Origin of the sequence: Mannheimia massilioguelmaensis (genome assembly GCF_000940515.1) — a bacterium.
Lineage (GTDB): Bacteria > Pseudomonadota > Gammaproteobacteria > Enterobacterales > Pasteurellaceae > Basfia > Basfia bettyae.
In genome coordinates this window covers 20,325-38,976 of sequence record NZ_CDQL01000008.1, presented here as the reverse complement: position 1 = coordinate 38,976, position 18,652 = coordinate 20,325, and the positions used below count along the sequence as shown (strand labels likewise).

The window sequence follows — 18,652 nt, the reverse complement described above, 5'->3', positions numbered from 1 at the left end:
AACAACTGGATCTCTTATAAGTTCTCAATCTCCGCCACGATCAGATCAATTTCCTTCCGCAAGCGGTCAATTTTTTCCACCGTTTTGCTAATTTCATCGTTGAGTTCGGTGATATTGATCACTTCTCGGGTGTCTTTTTGCTCCACATAAGAACTCACGGCAAGATTGTAGTCATTTTCGGCAATGGCGTGGTTATCCACCATTTTAACCAAATGATCGACATCGGTTTTGTCGGCGAACAGTTTCAGGATTTCAGTGATATGCTCATCGGTCAGCACATTGTTGTTGGTCTCTTTTTTGAAAATGCCGCTGGCATCAATAAACTGGGTTTTGTTTTCCGTTTTGTGTTTGGAAAGTACCAAAATGCAAGTGGCAATACTGGTGCCGAAAAACAGGTTCGGTGCAAGAGCGATCACGGTTTCCACAAAGTTGTTATCCACCAGATACTTACGGATTTTTTGCTCTGCTCCGCCACGGTAGAAAATCCCTGGGAAGATGACAATCGCCGCTCTGCCTTTGGATGAAAGGTAGCTCAATGCGTGCAGAATAAAGGCAAAATCCGCCTTAGATTTCGGGGCAAGTACACCTGCTGGGGCAAAGCGGTCATCATTGATAAGTGTTGGATCTTCATCGCCAATCCATTTCACCGAATAAGGCGGATTGGACACAATCGCATCAAAAGGTTTGGCTTCGCCGAATTGCGGTTTGAGCAGCGTGTCGCCCAAGCTAATATCAAATTTGTCATAGTTGATATTGTGCAAAAACATATTCATTCGGGCAAGGTTGTAGGTGGTATGGTTGATTTCCTGCCCGAAAAAGCCTTCTTCAATAATATGATCGTCAAACTGTTTTTTGGCTTGCAGCAATAATGAACCCGAACCACACGCTGGATCGTAAATTTTATTGACCGCACTTTGCCCGAATAATGCCAGTTGGGCGATCAGCTTAGACACATTTTGCGGGGTGAAAAATTCGCCGCCTGATTTGCCTGCATTAGACGCATAGTTGGAAATTAAAAACTCATAGGCATCGCCGAACAAATCAATTTGGTTATCGGCAAAATCGCCAAAATTGAGTGATTCCACCCCTTTCAGCACCGCCGCCAAGCGTTTGTTTTTATCTTCCACCGTGTTGCCCAAGCGGTTGCTTTTGGTATCAAAATCGGCAAACAGCCCTTTGATATCGTGTTCGGACGCATAGCCCACCGCCGATGCTTCAATATCATCAAAAATATCATTCAGCTCAATATTGAGATTTTTATTGTTCAACGCATTAGCCGCTACATTTTTAAACAGCTGACTAGGGTAAATAAAATAGCCTTTGCTTTTTACCGCATCTTCTTTAATGCCAGCCGCATCAATTTCCGCATCAGACATTGCGGCATAATCAATGCTCTCATCGCCATTTTCAATATAATCCGCAAAATGTTCGCTGATAAAACGGTAAAATAGTGTGCCAAGCACATATTGCTTGAAATCCCAGCCGTCCACCGCCCCACGCACTTCGTTTGCAATTTGCCAAATTTGGCGGTGAAGTTCGGCTCGTTGTTGAATGCCTGTCATAAAAATCCTTTCTTAACCATTAATATTAGGTAATAATTATATATTAAATTTTATTAATTGTTCTATGTAATAGCATTCAAAGAAAGTAATAACATTCAAAAATTTTTCACAAATAACTAAAACGATTAACCTAATTAATAAATTTTGTGATATGTTTAAAATCTTTTTAAACCATAAAGGAACAATTAATATGCAAACACTTTTAAAATTAACTCATTTTGTGAGTAAAACTTTTGCTCTTTGGGCAATTGTTTTTGGATTACTCGCATTTATTTATCCACCAACATTCGCTATTTTCGCCCCTTATATTCCTTATTTATTGGGCTTAGTCATGTTTGGTATGGGAATTACCTTAACTTTCCAAGATTTTGGAGAGGTTTTTAAACACCCTAAATCTGTTTTAGTAGGTGTAGTGGGTCAATTTATCATTATGCCGTCTATTGCTTTCTGTTTAGCAAAATTATTTAATCTACCCGCTGATTTAGCTGTTGGAGTCATTTTGGTGGGTGCCTGCCCTGGTGGAACATCATCCAATGTTATGACATATTTAGCTAAAGGCAATACAGCTCTATCTGTTGCCTGTACTACAGTATCTACGTTACTTGCACCATTTTTGACTCCAATAATTTTTTATGCATTGGCGAGTCAATGGTTAGACATTGATGCACAAGCTATGTTTATTTCTGTATTAAAAATGGTACTTTTCCCTATTTTCTTGGGACTCGTGGTACGAGCTTTATTTAAGAAACAAATGCTACAACTCAGTGAAACCATGCCATTGATTTCTGTAGTTTCTATCGTCTTAATTCTTGCCGCAGTAGTTGCTATAAGTAAAGATAAAATTCTTGCTTCAGGTTTGATGATTTTTGGTGTTGTTGTTTTACACAATGGGCTAGGTTATTTAATTGGATTTATAGCTGCACGCTTACTAAAACTGAATATCTCAGATAGTAAAGCGGTTTCTATTGAAGTAGGTATGCAAAATTCAGGTTTGGGGGCAGCCCTTGCAACCAATGTATTAGTTAATCCAGCGGCAGCGGTGCCTAGTGCAGTATTTAGTTTCTGGCATAATGTATCAGGTCCTATTTTAGCCAATATTTTTTCTAATCTTAAAAATAATGATGAATCATCTCAATAATGTGATCCACATTAAATTATGCTAAAAATTACTAAAAAGTGCGGTCGAAATAATCGCACTTTTTTGTTAGAATCTTTATTCATTTTTATAATCCAATATTTCTTCTTATCGCTCATAAGAAACAATTAGATAAAACAAACTATGGCAAATAATTATTCAGCAGAAGATATTACCGTTCTTAAAGATCTTGAACCAGTTCAACTTCGCCCTGGTATGTACACTGATACCACTCGCCCAAATCATTTAGGTCAGGAAGTTATTGATAACAGTGTCGATGAAGCATTAGCAGGTTTTGCAAGCAAAATTGAAGTGATTTTACATAAAGATCAATCTTTAGAAGTTATTGATAATGGTCGAGGTATGCCTGTAGATATTCACCCAACGGAGAAAGTTTCAGGGATTGAATTAATTCTGTCTAAACTTCATGCAGGTGGTAAATTCTCTAATAAAAATTATGAATTCTCAGGGGGGTTACATGGCGTAGGGATCTCTGTGGTAAATGCCCTTTCAGAATTAGTGGAAGTGATTGTTCGCCGTGATGGGCAAGTGTATAAAATTGTTTTTGCAAACGGTCAGAAAATTGAAGAATTAAATGTGATTGGCACCTGTGGTCGTCGTAATACAGGAACCGCAGTTCACTTCAAACCCAATCCAAAATATTTTGATAGCGATAAATTCTCAGTAAGTCGCTTACGCCATTTATTACGAGCAAAAGCGGTTCTATGTTCTGGTTTAGAGATCAAATTTGTAGATAAAGTCAATGACACAGAGGAAAGCTGGTGTTACCAAGATGGTTTGGCTGATTATCTGACAGAAGCAGTAAAAGAATATGCAACACTGCCAGAAACCCCATTTATTGGCGAATTTAAGGCGGATAACGAAGCTGTTAGTTGGGCATTATTCTGGTTGCCAGAAGGTGGTGAACTGATTGGTGAGAGCTATGTTAACTTGATTCCAACTATTCAAGGTGGTACCCATGTAAATGGTTTACGTCAAGGCTTATTAGATGCAATGCGTGAATTCTGTGAATTCCGTAATCTGTTGCCTCGAGGCGTAAAATTAGTGGCTGATGACATTTGGGATCGATGTGCTTATGTGCTTTCATTAAAAATGCACGATCCTCAATTTGCCGGTCAAACTAAAGAACGCCTTTCCTCTCGTCAAAGTGCGGTATTTATTGGAGGAGTTGTTAAAGATGCATTCAGCTTATGGCTCAACCAAAATGTTGAGATGGGTCAACAACTAGCTGATTTAGCAATTAATTCCGCCCAACGTCGTTTGCGAGCATCAAAAAAAGTGGTTCGTAAAAAACTTGTGAGTGGTCCTGCACTTCCTGGTAAATTAGCTGACTGTTCACAACAGGATTTGGATAAAACTGAATTATTCCTCGTAGAAGGTGACTCTGCGGGCGGTTCAGCTAAACAAGCTCGTGATCGTGAATATCAAGCGATATTACCCTTACGTGGAAAAATCTTAAATACTTGGGAAGTCTCCTCTGACCAAGTTCTTGGTTCGGAAGAAGTCCATAATATCGCAGTGGCATTAGGGATCGATCCTGATAGTGATGATTTATCACAATTGCGTTATGGTAAAGTTTGTATTCTTGCGGATGCGGACTCGGATGGTTTGCATATTGCTACCCTACTCTGTGCCTTATTCTTACGCCATTTTCCAAAGCTCGTACAAAATGGTCACGTTTATGTGGCAATGCCTCCACTTTATCGTATCGACTTGGGCAAAGAAGTTTATTATGCTCTTGATGAAAGTGAAAAAGAAGGCATTTTAGATCGTCTAAAATCTAAACGAGGCAAACCTAATGTACAACGTTTTAAAGGTTTGGGTGAAATGAATCCATCACAATTACGTGAAACAACTATGGAACCCAATACTCGTCGATTAGTTCAACTGACTTATGAACAAGATGAAAGCAATATGACTGAAACCCTCGAATTAATGGATATGTTATTGGCTAAAAAGCGCGCCGAAGATCGTAAAAACTGGTTACAAGCAAAAGGTGACCAAGTGGATCTCCAAGTTTAAGTTGAAGGAAAAATGATGAAAAAAACATTTTTAGCACTTTTATTAAGTAGTACATTAGTATTTTCAAATACTCTTTTGGCAGAGGAAAATTCTAATAAAATTTCGGCAAAAACAACCGAACTTTCAGCTGAATTACCTATTGTCAACGCTGAATTGACTTTTGCCCCAAATGTCCCTAAACCTATTACACGTAAAACACCAGCTCGTGTGGTGGTTAACTTAACAGCATTAGAAAAAGTAGATGAAATTGCTACTGGTGTTAAAACTAAATTCTGGACCTTCAATGGCGGCGTTCCTGGCCCATTTATTCGGGTGCGTGAAGGTGACCAAGTAGAAGTTCACCTATCAAACTCGGCTAATGCTCGCATGCCGCATGCCTTAGATTTTCATTCTTCTGCCGCACCAGAAGGTGGAGCTCAAGCGAGCTTAACTAACCCAGGTGAAACTACTACCTTTGCTTTTAAAGCCTTAACTCCAGGTCTTTATTTATATCATTGTGGAGCAGATCCTGTGGCATTACATATTGGTAAAGGAATGTATGGTTTAATGCTAGTTGAACCTAAAGATGGTTTAAGCCCTGTAGATAAAGAATTCTATATTATGCAAAGTGAACTCTATCTCTCAGAAGGGAAAAATAAACAAGATATTTATATCTTTGATATGAATAAAGCTGAATATGAATTACCTGATTATGTGGTCTTCAATGGTAAAGTAAATTCGATGATGGGTGACAATGCACTAAAAACCAAAACTGGTGAAAAGATCCGTTTATATTTAGGAAATGCTGGACCCAATAAAATTTCTTCATTCCATGTAATTGGTAAAAACTTTGATACTGTTTATGTGGAAGGTGGCTCGCTACAAAATCATCATGTACAAACCGCCTTAATTCCTTCTGGCAGTGCATTAATGGCGGAATTAAAAATTGATGTTCCAGGGCAATACCCTTTTATTGATCATTCAATTTTTAGAGCCTTGAAAGGCGCAAAAGGCATGTTTATGGTTGAAGGCCCAGAAAATCCTGAAGTTTTCCAAGGCAAAATCAAAACAGAAAAATATACTGAAACCAATAAAGATGCCGATGTAGATACGGGTTATAGTCATTAAAATTTTTAGAAAAATTACCGCACTTTTGTGCATAAAAGATAAACATTATGTCTGAAATTAATTATGAAGGTATTGAACAAATGCCTCTCCGCACTTTTACTGAAAGTGCCTACTTAAATTACTCAATGTATGTCATCATGGACCGTGCATTACCTTTTATCGGTGATGGATTAAAACCTGTTCAACGACGTATTGTCTATGCGATGTCTGAACTTGGTTTAAATGCTGCGGCTAAATATAAAAAATCAGCTCGTACGGTGGGGGATGTATTAGGTAAATTCCATCCTCATGGAGACACTGCCTGTTACGAAGCGATGGTATTAATGGCTCAACCTTTCTCTTATCGCTATCCATTAGTAGATGGACAAGGGAACTGGGGAGCCCCTGATGATCCAAAATCCTTCGCGGCAATGCGTTATACAGAATCTCGTTTATCTAAATTCTCTGAATTATTATTAGGAGAATTAGGTCAAGGTACTGTAGATTATCAACCAAACTTTGACGGCACGATTGCTGAACCTCAATACTTACCTGCTCGCTTACCACATATTTTATTAAATGGTACAACAGGTATTGCTGTAGGCATGGCGACAGATATTCCACCACATAACATTAATGAAATTGCTAATGCAGCAGTAATGTTATTAGATAATCCCAAAGCTACTTTAGATGATATTCTTACAGTAGTTCAAGGCCCAGACTTCCCAACTGAAGCAGAAATTATTTCACCAAAAGATGAAATTCGTAAGATCTACGAAAATGGTCGTGGATCCATAAAAATGCGTGCGGTTTGGAAAAAAGAAGAAGGTGAAATTATCATCACTGCTCTACCTCATCAATCTTCTCCATCAAAAGTCATTGCGCAAATAGCAGAACAAATGACAGCGAAAAAACTCCCTATGGTAGAAGATATTCGTGATGAAGCAGATCATGAAAATCCTGTTCGGATCGTATTAGTGCCTCGTTCTAATCGTGTAGATACTGATTCACTAATGGCTCATTTATTTGCCACTACAGATTTAGAAAAAAATTACCGCGTTAATATGAACATGCTAGGTTTAGATCGTAAACCTGCGGTTAAAAATTTACTAGAAATTCTAACTGAATGGCTTACATTCCGTCGTACGACAGTCACTCGTCGTTTACAATATCGTTTAGATAAGGTACTTTCCCGCTTACATATTTTAGAAGGGTTGATGATAGCTTATCTAAATATTGATGAAGTCATTCATATTATTCGTAATGAAGATGAACCCAAACCTGTCTTAATGACACGTTTTAACTTAAGTGACGAACAAGCGGAAGCTATTCTAAATTTACGTTTACGTCACTTAGCTAAATTAGAAGAGCATGAACTACAAGCTGAAAAAACTCAATTGGAGGAAGAGCGCCATTATTTGGAACAAATCCTTGGTTCTGAACGTCGTTTAAATAGCTTAATTAAGAAAGAAATGCAGCAAGATGCAAAAATCTATGAAAGTCCTCGTCGTTCCCCAATAGTGGAACGTACTCAAGCAAAAGCAATCTCTGAAAGTGATATGATTCCTGCGGAACCTGTGACCGTCATTCTTTCTGAAATGGGTTGGGTGCGTTGTGCAAAAGGTCATGATATTGATGCAACCTCTTTAAGCTATAAAGCAGGTGATAAATATCTTGCTCATGCTTATGGTAAATCTAGCCAGCCTGTGGTTTTTATTGATAGTACTGGTCGTAGTTATGCACTAGATCCACTTTCATTACCATCTGCTCGTTCACAAGGTGAGCCATTAACAGGCAAGCTCACCCTACCAGCAGGGGCAAATATTGAACAACTTCTAATTGAAAATGACAGCCAAGCGCTATTGATGGCATCTGATGCTGGTTATGGTTTTATTTGTAAATTTGAAGATTTAGTGGCGCGTAATAAAGCGGGTAAAGCAGTAATTAGTTTGCCTGAAAATGCGAAAGTTTTACCTCCGAAAACAATTCAAGATGAGAACGCATTATTAGTCGCATTAACTGCTGCAGGACGTATGTTAATCTTCCCTGTTAAAGATTTACCTTCATTATCTAAAGGTAAAGGAAATAAAATTATTACTATTCCAGCGGCGGCAGCGAAAGAACGTAGTGATTTCTTAGTTAAAATTCTATTAATCTCTGAAAATGCAAGTTTAATCTTTCACTCTGGTAAACGTAAAATCACTTTAAAACCTGAAGAGCTACAAAAGTTTCGAGCTGAACGAGGTCGTAAAGGTACACAGCTTCCTCGAGGTTTACACAGTGGTGTCGATATTGAGGTTATTGAACCTGAGACTACAATATAAATATCAATAAACCCTGTCCCTAATATCGGCAGGGTTTATTCGTATAATTGATTATTTTATCATTGTTCTAATTGATTCCATTCCTTTTAGAAATTCCCAGAATTGTTCTGCATAACTATTTAATCGGGTATTCATACGATATACATAACCTTTTATAGGAATACTCATCTCTTTATCATTCAAAATCATTAATTTCCCATCTTTTAGCTCATTAATAATTGAATATTCGGGTAGCCAAGCAATACCTTGCCCATTTAATACCATATTTTTCAGTAGCTCTGACATCGACGAAATAAATTTTGTCTGTAAATTTAATTGAGGATATTGCACTAACTTACGATTGACTAATCGTCCCATATAAGAATCTAATGTGTAATTAAGTAAAGGTAAATGCGCATCATCTAAGCTAAATAATGGATTACCAAAGGCATCCTTTAATGTTACAGGATAAATTTTTGACTCCAAAATTTCAGTGTATAAAAAAGGTTCTTGCAATAATTTTTCATCATAAAAGGAAAAAATAAAATCACATTTTCCATCAAGTAAGGTAATGATCGTTTCATCCACATCAATAGATTCAACTAAATAAATAAACTTATCACTTTGTAATGAAAGTTTTTGAATTAATTTAGGCATAATAGATAAAGATAAAGAATGTGCCGCAGCAAATTTTATATTAGGAGAATTACTTCGGTGCCCTAATAATTCATCCAAATTTAGTTGTAACTGTCGCAAAATATTACGAGCTTGAGAATGAAATAACTTGCCTTCTTCTGTAAGCTGTAAAGGAGTAACCAACCGATTAAATAATTTCACCCCTAATGATTCTTCTAATGCTAATATTCTTCGACTAAATGCTGATTGAGATAAATTTCTCGCTTCTGCAGCTTGTGAAAAATTACGATAGGCTTCTAAAGTAAGAAAATCATCTAACCATTTTGTTTCAATATTATTCATTTTCACCTCTACTCAATGCATATTTTGCAACATAAAGTTGTTTTTTGCATAATAACTCTTTATAAGTAATTATACAATTACTTGATTTTATATAGGAAATTATAATTTATTCGAATTTAAATCGTTTTTTTGCATAACATAAAGAAATTTTGCATTTCTTTTTTGCATAACTATTCGCTATAAAAGGCACAACATATGGCAATATTATCAAACAAAGGAGTGCTAACGATGGCCAAAAAAATCATTGGTATTTTAGGTGGAATGGGGCCTGCTGCAACAATGGATATGTTCCAAAAATTTATTCAGCTTACCCCTGCAACTTGTGATCAAGAACATATACCTCTTTTAATTTCTTCTATTCCTGATATTCCTGATAGAACCACATGTATTTTACATAATGGTGCAAATCCAGGCCCTATACTCATAGAACAAGCAAAACGTTTAGAAAGTGCGGGGGCAAATTGTATTATTATTGCCTGTAACACTGCACATAATTGGTTTGATGAAATTCATAAACAAGTTAATGTTGAAATGATCAGCATGATCGAAAGTACTGCTGATGCAGCTGTTTCAACAGGTAAAAAGCGAATTGGTATTCTTGCCACAGATGCTACTTTAGAAACTGGGTTATATAAGAAAAAAATTGAAGAGTTTAACTTGGATTATATTGCTCCAGATCCTGATAGCCAAACACAAGTCATGCATAGTATTTATCTTTATAAAGCAGGAAAAATTGCTGAATCAACTGAAATTATGATGAAACAAAAAGATGCCTTAATAAAGAAAGGGGCTGAAATTATTATTCTAGGCTGTACGGAAGTTCCAATGATTTTAATGACCGATATCAATATTTCGCCAGAATTATATGTAGATTCTACGTTATGCCTAGTGAAATCAGCTATAAACTGGTATAGAATGTGACGCTTTTCTAAACAAAATAATAAAAAGGAGTTATCTATGATTTGGGTAGAAATATTTGTGGTACTTGGTGCCATTTTTATGGGATTGAGATCAGGGGGAATTGGTATAGGTCTATGGGGTGGTTTAGGACTCGCTATTCTCACATTAGGTCTTGGTCTTCCTGTAGGAAGCATCCCTGTTGATGTTATTCTCATTATTATGACGGTTGTTCTTTCTGCTGCAACGTTACAGGCTTGTGGTGGTATGGATTTAATTGTTCAATATGCAGCAAAATTAATGCGGAAAAATCCAAAATACATTACCTTCATTGCCCCAGCAATTACATGGTTGATGACAATCATGGCAGGAACTGGATTCATCGTTTTCTCTACATTACCTGTTATTGCTGAAATTTCTCGAGAAAGTGGCGTTCGTCCATCTAAACCATTAGCAGCGTCTGTCGTTTCATCACAAATGGCTGTTGCTGGCTCACCACTTAGTGCTGCAATGGCAGCCATGGTTAGTGTCATGGAAAATAATGGCGTAACGTTCTTTCAAGTCATGGCTGTATGTATTCCAGTTTCATTTGTTGCCTCTATGGTGGCTGCATTCATTTCGTCTTTACAAGGTTGTGAATTAAAAGACGATAAAATTTATTTAGAACGCTTACAAGCGGGGCTTGTCACAAAATCTGAAACTAAAAAAGATACTGTCTTTGGAAGTGGCTCAAAATTATCTGTAATTATATTCTTACTAGCAACTATTTTGATCGTTTTAATTGCCGCTGTACCAGGATTAAAACCTGTATATGAAAATGGTAAATCATTAAGTTCTCGAGATCTTATTATTATCGTCATGTTAGCATCAGCGTGCTTAATGTTATTATTTGGAAAAATTAAACCTGATGCAATCACAACAAGTTCTATTTTCCGTTCAGGTATGACATCCGTTGCGGTTATTATTGGTATTGTAACTTTAGGAACAACATTTGTTGACTACCATTTACCTGAAATCAAGGCGGCAGCTGGTGATGTATTGACGGCTTACCCATTATTACTCGCACCAGTTCTTTTCTTAACTTGCGCATTGTTGTATTCTCAAGGTTCAACTGCACCATTAATTATTCCTTTAGCTGTTGCTTTAGGCGTTCCAAATTGGACAGTATTAGCTTCATTTATTGCAGTAACTGGTATTTTTATTCTTCCTACTTATCCTACAAGTTTGGCAGCTATGGAAATCGATACCACAGGATCAACCCGAGCAGGTAAATATCTCGTTGATCATCCATTCTTCTTACCAGCCTTAATTGGGGTTGCAGCTGGAGTGGGATTTGGTTTTGTTATTGCACCAATGATTGTTGCATAAAATTTATATTCATGAGATAAAAAGGCCGAACTATCAGTTCGGCTTTTATCTATTACAACAGTTAATTTTCTAATGCAGATAAACGTTCCTGAGCGTATCTTGCTATCTTATCATTCGCTTTTAATGTCGTTTGATACCAATAAATTGCTTGTTTTTTATTTTTTACCGTACCTTCCCCTTTTTCGTACATCATACCTAATTTAAACTGTGCTTCACTCACCCCTTTCATTGCTGCACGTTCAAACCATAAGAAAGAAGCATGCAAATCCTTTTGCATATAATAAGCATTTCCTAAAGCTAACATAGCACTAGGATAATTTACTTTACCTGCTTGTTCTAAAATCTTAATAGCATGCTTAATATCTTTTTTTACTCCTGCGCCATCAAGATACATTAACCCAATATAAGTAATTGCTTTAGCACTACCCTGTGCGCCTGCCTCGTTAAACCACCAATAGGCTTGATAAAGATCTTTTTCTACATAACGACCAGAAAAATACATGATGCCTAAGTTAACTTGAGCAATCGCATTACCTTTCTGAGCTAATGGTAACAATAATTCATATACCTGCTTCCAATCGCCTTTATCCGCAGCTATTTGTGCCTGATCTTGAATCTGCTCATCTGTCAACCTTTCTGAAAGGTGATTGATTACATTAGAAGGCTTAACTAAATTGCTTGAAACTTCCTCTACCGCTAATAACTGAGTAGAAATACTGGCAAATAATAATGCAATACATAACTTATACTTTAATTTCATATCAACTCTACAGGGTTGCACATAGCAACATAATGAAGAAAAACAATGACACCGCCATTTCAATTAGTCCCACTTGTTTTATTGATAATTTTTTATGTGGTAACCAAATAGCACGAATAAATGGAACAATAAATGCGAGTGCTAAAAGATATTGTTGCATACAAGCAAACATCACAATACAAGCGAGATGAAAAATAATGGAAATTCTTAAATAAACTGGATTTTTACGTTCCCTCATCATGGACTTTACATAAAATGTTGTACCAATAAAAAAGAGACTTGGATAAGTTGCTATCCAGTAAATTTTTTCATTCCAATCTGAATTGGCAAAATAATAACTACACATACCCGCAATTGCAAAAATAAGAATTCCATTAAAATCATTTAATAAAGAGCGTTCATCTTTTCGCTTCACATAATAAATACTAATAGGAGATAGTAAAATAATTGCTATTGCAAAGTACAAAATACGCCAATTATGCAACACCGCAGGAATAGCAAAAATAATGACCGCACTAAAATAAATGACCGTCCATTTTTTATATAGTTCCAAATTACGTCCTTTAAAAAGATTCAAAAATGGATAAGTCATTAAATAAAGTGAAAACCATGCTAATAATAAAAATCCATGTTGCCAAATCGGTGTTGACAATAACATACCATAGATAAATGGCATTAAAGCCATCACTATTGCGCCGTGTTGATTGGAAATGAGTAATTTCATATAAATCCGTTTATAATTAAATAAATCTAAATGGGTTGGTATAATACTCTAACCTAAAGATGAAAAAAAGGAAAAGAAAATGAGTTCTATTCAATATTTACATGTGAGCAAACGCTACAGCGAAGTGATAACCCATAATGGTGTAGCTTACTTCTCAGGACAAGTGCCTGAACAAGCTATTCATGATAATGCTTATGAACAAACTAAAGAAGTTTTACGACAAATTGATCAGCTACTGGCTGAAATTCATTCACATAAAAGCCGTATTTTAAACGCCCAAATATTTCTTGCAGATATGGCTGACTATGCACAAATGAATCAAGCTTGGGATGAATGGGTTGATAGTCATCCTCCTTGCAGAGCAACCGTACAAGCTAAACTTGCGGATACCAATTGGAAAGTAGAAATTGTCATTACCGCAGCGATATAAAGTGCGGTCAATTTTAAAAAAATTTAGGATTTTAGAGTAACTTTATCTAAAATCCTTTAATTTTCTAACTCTACATCAAGCACAATAGGATTATGATCGGAACTCGTCGTTTCAAAACTGGTACTTTGTAAAACTTTTACGCCTCTAACAAAAACATGATCTAATGGATTGCCCATAAAACGTAAACGTACATCTTTTTCATAATCAACTTCTTGTAAGCCATGTTGATAGGATAATTTATTGAGTAAATCTAAACGCCCTTGATTCCACGTATTAAAATCACCCGCTAAAATGATAGGGCCTTTATGCTTAGAAACTAATTGCATAATATTTTCAAGTTGGGCTCGGTAATTAGTGGGCTGAAGTTCAAAGTTAACTAAATGCAAATTAACCAACAACAATGATTCTCCATTAATTAATGGAAATAGCATCGCACTTCCTACTTTAGGAATAATAATCCAAGGTTCTTTTTCTGATTTTGCACAAACGATATTAGGCATTTTTTTAGACAAGATATTGACGCCAGATTCATTATTTAAATAAGAGAAGGCACTTACATAAAGCGAAATTGGAAATTTATCATAAAGTATTTGTGCGAGATTTTGTTTTGTTGAAACTTCTTGTAAGAAAAAAAAATCAGCAACATCCGCATAATTTTGAATGACGTTTTTCCAGCCTGCATCCTCGCCTTTATGCACATTCCAAACTAATAACTTAAATTTTTTCTGCGTTAACGGTAATTTATCATCATTAACTGATATACATTGATCATGATAAGTGGAAAATGCTGTGTGCTGAGCAGTTGAAAAAGTCATTTTCGGTGCATCAAAAATTTTTATGCTATAAAAACAATACCCACCGATAAATAGTAAAAGCGCACCAATAACCAATAAAATAGAAGAGAATTTACGCATAACTTAACCTGTTTATTATACTGGACGAATACTATCCATATCTAACTTAGCATCAAAGATATCTTGTAACAGCTTAATTTTCTTATCTTTTAATAAATTTTGTTTAGCTTGCTCGCTTAGCTCATGATAAATCTGACGACGATAATCTAAAGGTGTTAATAGACTTTCATCATCACAAAAATCAATAGTCAAAGAAATTGGGCAAGCATAAAATGTGGTTAATGTTTGCTGTAAAATCTCAACCGATTTTTCAGTAATCAAATGTTTCTGTGCAGAACGTAAACCTAATTTAATTGTATTATCGGTTTTTTCTAGCAATACTGAATTTAATGCAATTTGCTTAACCAGTTTAATACTATCAAGGTTTAGTTGACTAATGGTTTTACCCCACTCATCACGAGTTTCAGCCATAGCAATTACTTTTGCTATCACTTCTGGGGTTTTCTCTTGTAAAATGGCTTGCTTGATATCAGAGGGTCTAATACCCGTATTATCTTGTGCCAATTCAGGATTCGACCATTCCCAACGATAAGTTTCCGCTAAATTTGTTTCCTCATCTTCACTGGGTTCCACAGGCTCTTCTAATTCTGGTTTATCTTCTGTTTTAGGATTAGAAAGGCTCACTAAACGATCTAATAGATCTGTTTGTTTTTTTAATTTATGAGATACCACTGGAAGTGCGGTAACATTTTGAGAAATTTCTTCAGAATTTGAACTTAAAGTGGTTACAGCTACGCTAGTGTTTTTTTTTTCGTTATTCTCAGAAGCCTGAGAACGTAACTTTTGAAGTTGAGCTAAGGCATTCATGGCAGCGGAACCTGTTGCTTGAGCAGGTGCTGTTTGAGGTTCTACTGGTGATTGTGAAGCGGTTTGATATTGAGCCTTGATAGATTGAGAGACGACAGGCATATCAACTAATTTTTCTGATTTTCTAACCGCACTTTGTTCAAACTGGTTAGCAATTTCAACTGGCTGAGATTTAATTAATTTAGGGTGAAATGCTAAAGCACGTAATAAGGTCATTTCTACCCCAACTCGAGGATTAGGGGCAAATGCTAATTCTTTACGTCCATTCACTACAATTTGATAAAAAAACTGCACATCTTCAGGGGAAATATGTTTGGCTAAGAAAGCAATTTGTGATTCCTCATTATTATTAGCTAACAACAATTGTTGCATAGCAATTTGATGTAATACATCACTAACTTCAATCAATAATTGCTCCCAATCCCCACCCTTATCAGCAACGGATTGAATCACTTTCATTAAGTTTTCGCCATTACCTTGTTGTAAGGCATAAACCACTTCAATCGGTTGATTGTCATCTAATAAGCCAAGCATGGTACGCACAATATCCAATGTAATGTTACCATTTGACATAGCAATAGCTTGGTCAGTTAAACTGAGTGCATCACGAATACTTCCCTGTGCAGCTTTTGCGAGCTTATCAAGTGCGGTGGTTTCATAAGGAATTTGTTCTTGTTCAAGAATGTATTCTAAATGCAGAGCAATTTGTTGTTGCTCTAAAGCTTTCAAATGGAACTGCATGCAACGAGACAAAATCGTCACTGGTAATTTTTGTGGATCGGTTGTTGCAAGTAAGAATTTCACATATTCAGGCGGTTCTTCTAATGTCTTCAATAAAGCATTAAAAGAATGACGAGAAAGCATATGAACTTCATCAATCAAATAAACCTTATAGCGACCTTGAACAGGCTTATACTGTACATTATCCAATAATTCTCGAGTATCTTCTACCTTGGTACGAGATGCAGCATCAATTTCGATCAGATCAATAAAATTGCCTTCTTCAATGGCTTTGCAATGTTCACAAACACCACAGGGTTCCGCTGTTACACCATTGACACAGTTAAGTCCTTTCGCAAATAAACGGGCAATAGAGGTTTTTCCTACGCCACGAGTGCCAGAAAAGAGATAAGCATGATGTAAGCGATTTTCTTTTAATCCATTAGAAAGTGCAGTCAAAATATGCTCTTGACCGACAACTTCGGAAAAGGTTTTTGGCCGCCATTTTCTTGCTAGAACTTGATAACTCATTGCTTATCTCTTATTAACTATAATTTAGTGACCTTCAAAATCCACTAACGTATAAGGTTCAACGCCTAACTTACGTAAACGCTCTCCACCGCCTAACTCTGGAAGACTAATAACAAATGCAGCATGTTTTACTGTACCGCCTAAGCGTTCAATCAGTTTAATCGTTGCTTCAACGGTTCCGCCTGTTGCTAATAAATCATCAATAATTAGGACATTGTCTCCTTCAGAAACGGCATCTTCATGCATTTCTAGAGTATCTTGACCATATTCTAATTGGTACGTTTGTGAAATTGTTTTACGAGGTAATTTACCAGGTTTACGCACTAAAATAAAAGGTAAATTTAATCCTAAAGCCACTGGAGCACCAAAAATAAAACCTCTAGATTCCGTTCCTGCCACTTTAGTAATACCTTTATTTTTAAAATGTTCTACCAATAATTGAACTACAGTGGAAAATGCTTCTGGAGTTTCAACTAAGCTTGTAATATCACGGAAAATAATCCCCTCTTTCGGATGATTAGGAATGGATTTAATAGAAGACTTAATAAGTTGTAATTTTTCGTTCATTGTATTGCCTAAAGTGCGGTCTAAAATCTGACCTTTTTTATTAAAAATCAAGGGGGTGAATTTAAAGTAAATTAATTTAGATTGCAAGTCATCTAGATCAATTAATCGTAAATATCTTGACCATCTTTACGAGTTTTAAGTAAACGTAAGACCCAAACATACTGTTCTGGGGTTGGTGTAACAAAACTTTCAATTTCCTTGTTCATTGCACGTGCAGACTGAACAGGATCTTCACTTAATTCCATCGCGGGATGAATTTCCATTTCATAAAGCCCAGTATCTGCGTTATAGCGTGGAAACATGGGAATAACTACCGCTTTAGCTAATTTTGCCATTTTATTCAATCCTGGCAAAGTAGCTTTATAAGTCGCAAAAAAATCCACAAATTCACTGGCTTCTGCACCATAATCCTCATCAGGCAGATAATATCCCATATCGCCTTTGCGAATCATATTTAAAAAAGGTTTAATGCCATTCTGGCGAGCATGCATTTTACCACCAAAACGCTGACGAGTAATTGTCCATAACCAATCTACTAATGGATTACGATGAGGATTATACATGGATGTCATCGGCAGACCATGAGTATGTAAAATAATTCCTGAAGCATCAATTGCCCAGCCATGAGGCACCATCAGAATAATATTATATCCCTGTGCCTTAGCTTGTTTAATATGTTCAATTCCCCAAAATATACTACGACTTTGTAAATGTGCTTTAGAACGAATAGCAATCTCGCCAATCCCTAACATCACTTGAGTGACCGTAACAAACATCTTATCAATCACTTTTTCACGCTGTTCTTCCGTCCATTGAGGGAAACAATATTGCAAATTTACACGTGCTTTATGACGAGGTTTTTTAGCCTTACGCCCAATGAAAACACCAAGTTTTGCAGCCATTTTATCTCTTAATCGAAAAGGAATATACGCAAGGATCAACAAGGCAAATATTCCAAGCCAAATTCCCCAATATTTTGGCATTAAGTAAGACCAAGAAAATGCAGGTTCATACCCCACTCTTGCTGTTAATCGTTTATTTTGTTCTGACATACAACACTCTTAACTAAACCAACCTTGATCATAAGCCATTTTAGCCGTCATGATAAATGACATAATAACAACCATAGGTCTAATAATTTGTTTTCCTTTTGAAAGCACAACTTTCGCGCCTAAATTAGCTCCGATGAATTGTCCAACCATCATAATTAAGCCTACAGACCACAATATTTGTCCACCTAATAGAAAAAAGAGGAAAGATCCTATATTCGAGGCAAAATTCATAACCTTAGCATGTGCGGTTGCTTTAGCAATATTAAAGCCTAGTAGCATAATTGCTGCCACACTAAATAACGAACCTGCACCAGGTCCAAAAAAGCCATCATAAAAACCGATAGGAAAAGAAGCAAAAAATGCAAATAATAGGTAAGAAACTCGTTGTTCACGATCTTCATTGCCTAATTTGGGCATTAAAAGAAAATATATGCCTATGGCAAAAACAAGAAAAGGAATCAATTTTTTAATCATACTACTATCAATTTGTTGTACTGCAATAGCACCAAAAACTGATCCCATAAAGCTCATTAACACTATTAACCAAATATTTTTTAAATTGACGGTCTTATGGAATAGAAAATACAAACTCGCAGATAGGGAACCACCACAACCTTGTAGTTTATTAGTCCCTAATGCTAAGGTTGGTGGCATACCTGTCATTAATAAGGCTGGAATCGTAATTAATCCACCTCCACCAGCAATGGCATCAATAAATCCAGCTAGCATTGCAACAATAAATAAAATACTTAACATTTCAACGGTAATATCCACG

Annotated in this window: 16 protein-coding genes; 7 read left to right on the top strand and 9 right to left on the bottom strand. The window is 36.2% G+C overall.

What is annotated here, in order from left to right:
- Positions 1–14 precede the first annotated feature (14 nt).
- Positions 15–1,562: a type I restriction-modification system subunit M gene (locus tag BN1226_RS08620; RefSeq protein WP_044470848.1), complete on the bottom strand. Its 1,548-nt coding sequence runs from the start codon at positions 1,560–1,562 to the stop codon at positions 15–17.
- A gap of 190 nt (positions 1,563–1,752) precedes the next feature.
- On the opposite strand from BN1226_RS08620, the gene BN1226_RS08615 reads away from it, so the two are divergent.
- From BN1226_RS08615 to parC, 4 genes are all read left to right on the top strand, one after another.
- Positions 1,753–2,700 carry a bile acid:sodium symporter family protein gene (locus tag BN1226_RS08615; protein WP_044470847.1) on the top strand — a complete coding sequence of 316 codons (948 nt, stop codon included), beginning with the start codon at positions 1,753–1,755 and terminating at the stop codon, positions 2,698–2,700.
- 141 nt (positions 2,701–2,841) lie between these two features.
- Complete coding sequence (gene parE / locus BN1226_RS08610) at positions 2,842–4,740, top strand: DNA topoisomerase IV subunit B (protein WP_044470846.1); 1,899 nt, start codon at positions 2,842–2,844, stop codon at positions 4,738–4,740.
- A 15-nt stretch (positions 4,741–4,755) separates the two neighbouring features.
- The gene (gene nirK, locus BN1226_RS08605; protein WP_044470845.1) at positions 4,756–5,847 is read left to right on the top strand and encodes a copper-containing nitrite reductase; all 1,092 of its coding nucleotides are present in this window, start codon (positions 4,756–4,758) and stop codon (positions 5,845–5,847) included.
- 47 nt (positions 5,848–5,894) lie between these two features.
- A complete protein-coding gene (gene parC / locus BN1226_RS08600) occupies positions 5,895–8,150 on the top strand; it encodes a DNA topoisomerase IV subunit A (protein WP_044470844.1) in 2,256 nt (751 codons plus the stop codon).
- A 51-nt stretch (positions 8,151–8,201) separates the two neighbouring features.
- Here the strand turns inward: parC and hypT are convergent, their stop codons facing one another.
- Positions 8,202–9,107 carry a hypochlorite stress DNA-binding transcriptional regulator HypT gene (hypT, locus tag BN1226_RS08595; protein WP_005760148.1) on the bottom strand — a complete coding sequence of 302 codons (906 nt, stop codon included), beginning with the start codon at positions 9,105–9,107 and terminating at the stop codon, positions 8,202–8,204.
- Between the two features lie 228 nt (positions 9,108–9,335).
- On the opposite strand from hypT, the gene cuyB reads away from it, so the two are divergent.
- Both cuyB and BN1226_RS08585 read left to right on the top strand, forming a co-directional pair.
- Positions 9,336–10,028 carry a cysteate racemase gene (gene cuyB, locus BN1226_RS08590; RefSeq protein ID WP_005760132.1) on the top strand — a complete coding sequence of 231 codons (693 nt, stop codon included), beginning with the start codon at positions 9,336–9,338 and terminating at the stop codon, positions 10,026–10,028.
- A gap of 36 nt (positions 10,029–10,064) precedes the next feature.
- Positions 10,065–11,372, top strand: a complete 1,308-nt coding sequence (locus tag BN1226_RS08585; RefSeq protein ID WP_005760124.1) for an anaerobic C4-dicarboxylate transporter — start codon at positions 10,065–10,067, stop codon at positions 11,370–11,372.
- A gap of 61 nt (positions 11,373–11,433) precedes the next feature.
- On the opposite strand, the gene BN1226_RS08580 is transcribed toward BN1226_RS08585, so the two are convergent.
- Both BN1226_RS08580 and BN1226_RS08575 read right to left on the bottom strand, forming a co-directional pair.
- Entirely contained in the window at positions 11,434–12,132 is a 699-nt protein-coding gene (locus BN1226_RS08580; RefSeq protein ID WP_044470843.1) for a tetratricopeptide repeat protein, read from the bottom strand.
- Between the two features lie 7 nt (positions 12,133–12,139).
- Positions 12,140–12,856, bottom strand: a complete 717-nt coding sequence (locus BN1226_RS08575; RefSeq protein WP_044470842.1) for a YwiC-like family protein — start codon at positions 12,854–12,856, stop codon at positions 12,140–12,142.
- 79 nt (positions 12,857–12,935) lie between these two features.
- On the opposite strand from BN1226_RS08575, the gene BN1226_RS08570 reads away from it, so the two are divergent.
- Positions 12,936–13,286: a RidA family protein gene (locus BN1226_RS08570; RefSeq protein ID WP_044470841.1), complete on the top strand. Its 351-nt coding sequence runs from the start codon at positions 12,936–12,938 to the stop codon at positions 13,284–13,286.
- A 56-nt stretch (positions 13,287–13,342) separates the two neighbouring features.
- Here the strand turns inward: BN1226_RS08570 and BN1226_RS08565 are convergent, their stop codons facing one another.
- From BN1226_RS08565 to BN1226_RS08545, 5 genes are all read right to left on the bottom strand, one after another.
- The gene (locus BN1226_RS08565; RefSeq protein WP_044470840.1) at positions 13,343–14,200 is read right to left on the bottom strand and encodes an endonuclease/exonuclease/phosphatase family protein; all 858 of its coding nucleotides are present in this window, start codon (positions 14,198–14,200) and stop codon (positions 13,343–13,345) included.
- Between the two features lie 15 nt (positions 14,201–14,215).
- A complete protein-coding gene (gene dnaX, locus BN1226_RS08560) occupies positions 14,216–16,258 on the bottom strand; it encodes a DNA polymerase III subunit gamma/tau (RefSeq protein WP_044470839.1) in 2,043 nt (680 codons plus the stop codon).
- A 24-nt stretch (positions 16,259–16,282) separates the two neighbouring features.
- On the bottom strand, positions 16,283–16,825 hold the full coding sequence (gene apt, locus BN1226_RS08555) for an adenine phosphoribosyltransferase (protein WP_044470838.1): 543 nt from the start codon (positions 16,823–16,825) through the stop codon (positions 16,283–16,285).
- Between the two features lie 101 nt (positions 16,826–16,926).
- Positions 16,927–17,877 carry a lauroyl-Kdo(2)-lipid IV(A) myristoyltransferase gene (lpxM, locus tag BN1226_RS08550; protein ID WP_044470837.1) on the bottom strand — a complete coding sequence of 317 codons (951 nt, stop codon included), beginning with the start codon at positions 17,875–17,877 and terminating at the stop codon, positions 16,927–16,929.
- Positions 17,878–17,886: 9 nt separating this feature from the next.
- Positions 17,887–18,633: a TSUP family transporter gene (locus tag BN1226_RS08545; protein WP_420835362.1), complete on the bottom strand. Its 747-nt coding sequence runs from the start codon at positions 18,631–18,633 to the stop codon at positions 17,887–17,889.
- Positions 18,634–18,652 lie beyond the last annotated feature (19 nt).